General features: G+C 39.7%; 9 protein-coding genes and 3 pseudogenes. 1 reads left to right on the plus strand and 11 read right to left on the minus strand.

The window, feature by feature from the left end; genetic code table 11:
- Positions 1-150: 150 nt before the first annotated feature.
- The 5 genes from HT708_RS10470 to HT708_RS10490 form a co-directional block, all read right to left on the minus strand.
- Positions 151-1,302: an MFS transporter gene (locus HT708_RS10470; RefSeq protein ID WP_138703593.1), complete on the minus strand. Its 1,152-nt coding sequence runs from the start codon at positions 1,300-1,302 to the stop codon at positions 151-153.
- Between the two features lie 239 nt (positions 1,303-1,541).
- Entirely contained in the window at positions 1,542-2,171 is a 630-nt protein-coding gene (locus HT708_RS10475; protein WP_000033949.1) for a Pr6Pr family membrane protein, read from the minus strand.
- Positions 2,172-2,173: 2 nt separating this feature from the next.
- Positions 2,174-2,512: a zinc ribbon domain-containing protein YjdM gene (locus HT708_RS10480; RefSeq protein ID WP_001061585.1), complete on the minus strand. Its 339-nt coding sequence runs from the start codon at positions 2,510-2,512 to the stop codon at positions 2,174-2,176.
- A gap of 130 nt (positions 2,513-2,642) precedes the next feature.
- Complete coding sequence (gene cmk / locus HT708_RS10485; protein ID WP_100104790.1) at positions 2,643-3,314, minus strand: (d)CMP kinase; 672 nt, start codon at positions 3,312-3,314, stop codon at positions 2,643-2,645.
- Between the two features lie 8 nt (positions 3,315-3,322).
- On the minus strand, positions 3,323-3,799 hold the full coding sequence (locus HT708_RS10490; protein ID WP_001040899.1) for an SAG1386/EF1546 family surface-associated protein: 477 nt from the start codon (positions 3,797-3,799) through the stop codon (positions 3,323-3,325).
- A gap of 51 nt (positions 3,800-3,850) precedes the next feature.
- On the opposite strand from HT708_RS10490, the gene HT708_RS10495 reads away from it, so the two are divergent.
- Positions 3,851-4,057, plus strand: coding sequence for a ferredoxin (locus tag HT708_RS10495; RefSeq protein WP_171039317.1), 207 nt, complete (start codon positions 3,851-3,853; stop codon positions 4,055-4,057).
- A 50-nt stretch (positions 4,058-4,107) separates the two neighbouring features.
- On the opposite strand, the pseudogene HT708_RS10500 reads toward HT708_RS10495, so the two are convergent.
- From HT708_RS10500 to HT708_RS11625, 6 genes and pseudogenes are all read right to left on the minus strand, one after another.
- Positions 4,108-4,209, minus strand: a pseudogene (locus HT708_RS10500) (group 2 glycosyl transferase); the annotation flags it as partial.
- Positions 4,210-4,247: 38 nt separating this feature from the next.
- Positions 4,248-4,892 carry a hypothetical protein gene (locus tag HT708_RS10505; protein WP_172926365.1) on the minus strand — a complete coding sequence of 215 codons (645 nt, stop codon included), beginning with the start codon at positions 4,890-4,892 and terminating at the stop codon, positions 4,248-4,250.
- Positions 4,893-5,056: 164 nt separating this feature from the next.
- Positions 5,057-5,257, minus strand: a pseudogene (locus HT708_RS12380) (glycosyltransferase); the annotation flags it as partial.
- 249 nt (positions 5,258-5,506) lie between these two features.
- Positions 5,507-6,049: pseudogene (locus HT708_RS12385) on the minus strand (glycosyltransferase family 2 protein); the annotation flags it as partial.
- Positions 6,003-7,022 carry a UDP-glucose 4-epimerase GalE gene (gene galE, locus HT708_RS10515; protein ID WP_138700652.1) on the minus strand — a complete coding sequence of 340 codons (1,020 nt, stop codon included), beginning with the start codon at positions 7,020-7,022 and terminating at the stop codon, positions 6,003-6,005. The gene galE and the pseudogene HT708_RS12385, both read right to left, overlap by 47 nt.
- Positions 7,001-7,219: hypothetical protein (locus HT708_RS11625; RefSeq protein ID WP_205380757.1), on the minus strand; the 219-nt coding region annotated here is incomplete at its 5' end. The genes HT708_RS11625 and galE, both read right to left, overlap by 22 nt.

Raw genomic sequence — 7,219 nt, forward strand, 5'->3', positions numbered from 1 at the left:
GTAGATTGAAATAAGATATGAATAATTCTATTAGGAAAGTCAAATTAATTTCTAGAAATATTTTAGCAGCTACAGCGTACTATTCCAAACTCAATCAACTATGCTCTTTGATTTTCATTGAGTATCAAAAGAAAAACTTAGGAATCAATCCTAAGCTCTCTTCTGAAGTAGGTACATGACAAAGATAGAGATTACAATCAACCAACCTCCTAAGATACTAAAGACCAACATCCCATTGTGAGTTAGTAAGCCAATTGCACCTAGAACGAATGGGGTCGTAAAGGCTCCGAAACTACAGCCTAATACAGCAAATGAAGTTGCTTGATTGAGGAGTTTAGCTGGAATTCGTTCAGAGACAAGTTGAAAGACCGTCGTCAAGACTACACTATAGGCAAATCCAGCCAGAACACTTCCTGCTACTACCACCCACAAGGATGGAGACAAGGCAATCACGATTTGCCCCAAGCCAAATGTAATACCAGACCAGAGGAGCAGTTTCTCTTTAAAGATAGAAATCAAGAAAGAAAAACTCACTCCAGCCACAATCCCGATTAACTGCATGAGACTAAGAACAAAACTAGATAACTGGGCATCCCCCAATCCTCTTTCCACCATCAAACTTGGAATACGGATGGTAATAGCTGTATTGGTACAAACTACAGCTGCCGCTTCGATAGCTAGGGTAAAAATCAAGCCTTTCATTTCTCGAGTTAAACGACTTGCTTCCTTCGCTCTTTTCTTGACTTCTTTCTTTGATTTTCCATAAGGGACAAAGAGCAGATAAAGGGGCAGCACCAAAAATCCAGCACTATAGGCTAGAAAGATAGCTGTCCAACCAAAGGCCAACAACTGACCGACGGCCAAGGTAATGAGAGAAGCTCCAACGACCTCTGCAGAAGCGCGTAGCCCTAACATCTGAATTCGCCTTTTTCCTTGATAGCGTTCACTGATAATAGAAATGGCCTTGGCATTGATCATCCCAACACCTAAACCAAAAAGAAGCCGTGTTCCAAAGACAAAGGAATAGGCTTGGTACCAGAAGGGAGCTGTACCGCTCAATGATAAAATCAGCAAGCCCAAACTAATCTGTAAGCGCTCAGGAAATATTTTTTCTAAGAAACCATTTAGCAGTAACATCATCATGATTCCAAAGGAAGGCAAGCTCACCAAGAGCTCAATTTGTTCCTTAGAATAACCCTGATAATAGTCAAACATGGCTGGTAGGGCACTCGAAATGGAAAAGGAGGTAATCAAAACGAGGGAGAGAGCCAAAATGCTGGCCCGTTCTAAAAATTGTTTCATGAAATCTCTTTCTATATTTCTCTTAATCTTCTACTTTTTTGATAGTTATCAAAAAAGCAAGAAAAGAAGAAGCCTCATTGGTACACAGACTCCTTCTCAAACTCGAAAATGAATCCCTTGTGTCTTATACTCAATGAAAATCAAAGAGCAAACTAGGAAGCTAGCCGCAGGCTGCTCAAAACAGTGTGTTGAGGTTGCAGATGGAAACTGACGTGGTTTGAAGAGATTTTCGAAGAGTATTAGAATGACTTTCTCTTGATTTGCTTAATAAAGTAGAAGATAAATCCTGCTACCATATAGGCAACAAAGATAATCAGACACCACTTGAATACGACATCCCAACCCTTGTTCACATTTAAAAAGAAGTAAGGGAAAGGATTATCCTTGGCATTTGGAATATTGAGTTTTAGAACCAAGCCATTAAAAAGAGCAAACATCATATACAGCAAGGGTAAAATGGTCCACACTGCTGGATCCCAAATCTTATATTGACCCTGTTTGTCAAAAAAGAGGGTATCCGCTAAAAACCAGATGGGAACGATATAGTGGCAAAGGAAATTTTCTAGGGTATAGAAATTAGTCGCAATGGGCGCCAAGAGGAAATGGTAAATCACACAGGTAATCATGATACTCATGGTGACCCCACCTTTTAAGCGCAAGAGACTTGGCCTTTGCCAATTTTCACCTACACGGCTCATAACCTTTAGAAGATAAAGGGTAAAAATAGTTACCAAGAGGTTGGACAGAACCGTGTAATAGAGAAGCATCCCAAAACCACCATGCTTAGTAATTTCAAGATAAACTCCCGTAAAAGCCGCTAGAAACAAGAAGATACGGCTATAAAATACAAGTTTATAGTGTTTTGACATGCTTAAATCTTCCTCACAAACTCTGATTTAAGTTTCATGGCACCAAAACCATCAATCTTACAGTCGATATTGTGGTCGCCTTCTACGATGCGGATATTTTTCACGCGCGTCCCTTGTTTCAAATCTTTTGGCGCACCTTTTACTTTCAAGTCCTTGATGAGAGTTACTGTATCACCATCAGCCAATTTATTTCCGTTGGCATCGATAGCGACAAGACCTTCTTCTGCTTCTGCAACTTCAGCAGGATTCCACTCATGAGCACACTCTGGGCAAACCAGTAGGGCACCGTCTTCGTAGACATACTCTGAGTTACATTTTGGACAATTTGGTAAATTGTTCATAGTTTCTCCTTATCATCATTCACTATTCTTTGAAAATCAAAATTTCTCGAACAGCAACTATTATACCCTAAAATCAGCATTTTGACAAATTTAGAAAAAAACCGATATCCATCTATCGGCTTTTCTACATTTACATTCTTTTTTCAGCTTCTGCTTTGATTTTTTCAACTACTTCTTGAATGTTCAAGCCAGTTGTATCAAGATAGACAGCGTCCTCTGCTTGTTTGAGAGGCGAAGTCTCCCGATGACTATCCTTGTAGTCACGCGCAGCAATTTCCTCTTTTAGAGTTTCAAGGTCTGTTTCAATTCCCTTGGCAATATTTTCCTTGTAACGGCGCCCTGCTCTCTCATCAACAGAAGCTACTAGGAAAATTTTCAATTCTGCTTGTGGCAATACAACAGTTCCAATATCGCGACCATCCATGACAATCCCACCTTGCTGGGCAATTTCTTGTTGGAGAGAAACTAGTTTCTCACGCACTTGAGGAATTGCTGCAATAGCAGAAACATGATTGGTCACTTCATTTTCACGGATAGGATGGGTAATATCCACATCTCCTACAAAAACAAGCTGGTCTCCAGTTTCTGAACGTCCAAAGCTGATTGGATGCTGGTCCAACAAGGTTAGAAGGGCTTCGACTTCTTCAACTCCTAATTGGTTCTTAAGAGCCATATAGGTCGCTGCACGATACATAGCTCCTGTATCAAGGTAGGTGAATCCAAAATCCTTAGCAATAATCTTTGCGACCGTACTCTTACCGCTGGAAGCAGGACCATCAATAGCAATTTGAATTGTTTTCATATCGGCTCCTATTTTATTTTTATAACATCACCTGGATTAGCAAACCAAGATCCTGTAGCCATGTGCCCAGGATTCAAGGCCTCTAACTGAGCAATGGAGATTCCTGCACGAGCGGCAATAGCTGCTTCCCCTTCTCCTGCGAGAACTTTAATCGTTCCTTCAGGATTAGCAGCTTCTTCTGAACTACTAGAAGTAGATTCTGGCTCTGAACTCTGCTCAGGCTGAGAACTGCTTGAAGATGAGATTTGTACTACACTTGCATCAGAATCATGAAAGTCTTTTAAGGCTGCTGTGCGATTACTCCCCCCCGATGATAGATAGATGAGAACGATGACCATCACCACCACAATTACAAAGAAAATACTAGCTAGGATCGTCAAAATACGATTAGCCATCCTATCAGCCCCTCCGTGGTTTCGATGCCGACGCTCTGCTCTTGCTTCTTCTTGATCATAAATATCTTCTTGCCACGGTTCTTTTGCCATACCTTACTCCTTGTTTTTTTTTACTTTTCTTATTACAATATAAATATGAACATGAAAATCACACTTATACCTGAACGATGCATCGCCTGTGGGCTTTGCCAAACTTATTCTGACTTATTTGATTACCACGATAATGGAATCGTGCGTTTTTACGATGATCCTGACCAACTAGAAAAAGAAATTTCTCCTAGTCAGGACGTCTTAGAGGCTGTTAAAAATTGCCCAACTCGCGCCCTGATTGGAAATCAGGAATCCTAAAACAATGGCGATAATCCACTCCCTCTAGTTTAGCACATTTCCATGTAAAATTATAGTCTTTTCACTTTATTTTTTTCTGTAAAATCAGGAAGGTCACTTTTTTCTTTAACGAGATAAAGTGGTCTTTTTTTAGTCTCTAGATAAATCTTACTGCAACTTAAAATATAAATTTCTCAATGAGAATAGACTCCTACCATTCTATTTCCTTTACTTTCTTTACAAATTCGTCCCACTCTTGTCTACAATCTTTAGATAGGCATATATCCGTATAGTTAAACGATAAATCTTTAATATTCTTCCACCAATCAAAAGAATTTCCCGCTTCTTCTGTTTCTATTCTTTTGTTAACCACTTCAACAATTGTGTTATCTATCTCTTCCTTGTCATCTAAACTTAGAAATCTCCATTGAATTCCATTTGTATAAATTACTTTTTTATACCATAAAAGGTCTCCAATAAGTTGTCCCATCTCCTCAGTTATATGTTCAAAACTGTTCGATATGGTTGATTTGATTTCTTCCTCTGTAATTAAATCATTCTTTAAATTCTTAATTTCCACGTATCCTCGAAGTTTCTTCCATTCTTCAATTTCTATACTTTTTCTGGCTTTATTTTGATAATTCTTATCCAAAATAACTATATCAGGAAAATTACTTAAACCATAATATATTTGCCCCATATTACTCTTTCTTCTTCCGAAGACATATCTTTTTGATAAACTATTTTTTAAAGTCGGATTAATTATATCAGCAACTAAAGGATACAGTTCAACCTCTACATAATTTTGTTTCTCTATAAGCCCGATTTCTTCAATATACTCCTCTTTACTTAGCATAAAATAACCCTCCTGAATTTTTTATTTATTAAGTTATCGTCTTTGCAGTAAATCTCCCTACATAAATCCTTTATATCGTATCAAATCCCTAGTTACTTTAAAAACCACCAAAATTCTGGAGTAAAAAAATTATAAAAACAAAAAGTAACTACGCTAGATAAATTCTATCTTTGTTTTGACCTACCATCACTTTTTTCTTTAATCAGATAAAGTGGTCTTTTTTTAGTCTCCAGATAAATCTTACTGATATACTTGCCGAGAATCCCAATGGTCAAGAGTTGAATGCCTCCAAGAAAGAGAATGACAGCCATCAGAGAGGTCCAACCCGATGTCGGATTGCCCAAAATAAGGGTCCGAACCACGACAAAAAAGGTCATTAGTAGAGAAATAAAACAAGATAGGAGTCCCGCCACAAAGGCGATAATCAGGGGAAAATCTGAAAAATTAACAATCCCTTCAATGGAGTAGAAAAAAAGTTGCCTCAAACTCCAACTGGTCTTGCCAACCCGCCTTTCGACATTTGGATAGTCCAAATAGTGGGTTTTAAAGCCGACCCAGGCAAAAAGTCCCTTAGAAAAACGATTGGACTCGGTCAAGCTTAAAATGGCATCAACCACAGACCTTCTCATCATGCGAAAATCACGGACACCTGACGGCAAGGCTACTGGACTAATTTTTTTCATGAAGCCATAAAAGAGATCAGCACAAAAACTGCGAAAGAAGGGTTCTCCCTCCCGACTAGTTCTCCGTGTTCCTACACAGTCTAAATCTGCATTCTGGTCTAGTAAGTTTTTCATCTCAAGCAACATACCAGGAGGATCCTGGAGGTCTGCATCCATTACCACCACCAGATCTCCTGTCGCATATTGCAAGCCTGCATACAGAGCTGCTTCTTTGCCAAAATTTCGCGAGAAAGAAATATAATGCACTGCCGGATTTTGTTCCCGATAGGCCTTTAAGAGTTCCAAGGTCCCATCACTTGATCCATCATCGACAAAGACATACTCGATTTCTGTTTCCAAGTCAGGAATCAGAGCTTCCAGAGCCTGATAAAAAAGAGGAAGTACTTCCTCTTCGTTTAAACAGGGGACAATGATTGATATCACCATCTTAGTCTTCGAATCCATTTGGATGCTTGCTTTGCCAACGCCATGCATCTTCACACATTTGGGTGATGCCGAGTTCTGCTTCCCAGCCCAGTTCTGCTTTGGCTTTTGCAGGATCTGAATAGCAGGCTGCGATATCCCCTGGGCGACGGTCTACGATGCGGTAAGGAATTGGACGTCCCACTGCTTTTTCCATATTTTGGATAATTTCAAGAACTGAGTAGCCTTTACCTGTACCAAGGTTATAAACGTTTAGACCTGAGCCTTTTTGGATTTTTTTCAGAGCTGCAACGTGACCTTTAGCCAAGTCAACAACGTGGATATAGTCACGAACACCAGTTCCATCTTCGGTATCGTAATCGTCTCCAAACACTTGCACTTGCTCTAATTTCCCAACAGCTACTTGAGTCACATATGGCAAGAGGTTGTTTGGAATACCGTTTGGATTTTCTCCTAGGTCTCCACTTTCATGGGCTCCGATTGGGTTAAAATAACGAAGCAAGACCACATTCCATTCTGAATCTGCCTTGTAGATATCTATCAAAACTTCCTCTAGCATGAGCTTGGTACGACCGTATGGGTTGGTCACTGAAAGTGGGAAATCTTCCAAGATGGGCACTGTGTGCGGATCCCCGTAAACTGTCGCAGAAGAACTGAAAATGATGTTTTTACAGTTGGCTTCTTCCATAGCTTTCAAAAGGCTAAGAGTTCCAGCGATATTGTTGTCATAGTAGGCAAGAGGAATACGAGTAGATTCTCCAACAGCCTTCAAGCCAGCAAAGTGAATGACCCCTGTTGGTTCTTCTTGTTTGAAAATGTCACGAAGAGTATCTATATCACGGATATCTGCCTCATAGAAAGGTACTTCAACTCCTGTAATTCTCTCAACAACTTCTAAACTTTTGCGATTGCTGTTGACAAGGTTATCCACCACAACAACCTGATGACCTGCTTGGATTAACTCAATAACAGTGTGGGTTCCGATAAAACCTGCTCCACCCGTTAGCAAAATCTTTTCTTGCATCTTAATTCCTCGATTCTCGGATTATTTTTTCTTATTTTACCATTTTTGATAGGGAATGTCATTTGCCATCCTAGAGGGTAAGATAAAATTTCAGTAAAATGCTTATACTCTTCGAAAATCTCTTCAAACAACGTCAGCTTCGCCTTGCCATGGGTATGGTTACTGACTTCGTCAGTTCCATCCACAACCTCAAAACA

Origin of the sequence: Streptococcus sp. 3613, assembly GCF_013277375.1 — a bacterium.
Classification (GTDB): Bacteria; Bacillota; Bacilli; order Lactobacillales; family Streptococcaceae; genus Streptococcus; species Streptococcus pseudopneumoniae.

Excerpts from the sequence above, each read along its gene's own strand:
- HT708_RS10470 (WP_138703593.1), bottom strand. The coding sequence starts at position 1,302 with ATGAAACAATTTTTAGAACGGGCCAGCATTTTGGCTCTCTCCCTCGTT.
- HT708_RS10475 (WP_000033949.1), bottom strand. The coding sequence starts at position 2,171 with ATGTCAAAACACTATAAACTTGTATTTTATAGCCGTATCTTCTTGTTT.
- HT708_RS10480 (WP_001061585.1), bottom strand. The coding sequence starts at position 2,512 with ATGAACAATTTACCAAATTGTCCAAAATGTAACTCAGAGTATGTCTAC.
- cmk (WP_100104790.1), bottom strand. The coding sequence starts at position 3,314 with ATGAAAACAATTCAAATTGCTATTGATGGTCCTGCTTCCAGCGGTAAG.
- HT708_RS10490 (WP_001040899.1), bottom strand. The coding sequence starts at position 3,799 with ATGGCAAAAGAACCGTGGCAAGAAGATATTTATGATCAAGAAGAAGCA.
- HT708_RS10495 (WP_171039317.1), top strand. The coding sequence starts at position 3,851 with ATGAAAATCACACTTATACCTGAACGATGCATCGCCTGTGGGCTTTGC.
- HT708_RS10505 (WP_172926365.1), bottom strand. The coding sequence starts at position 4,892 with ATGCTAAGTAAAGAGGAGTATATTGAAGAAATCGGGCTTATAGAGAAA.
- galE (WP_138700652.1), bottom strand. The coding sequence starts at position 7,022 with ATGCAAGAAAAGATTTTGCTAACGGGTGGAGCAGGTTTTATCGGAACC.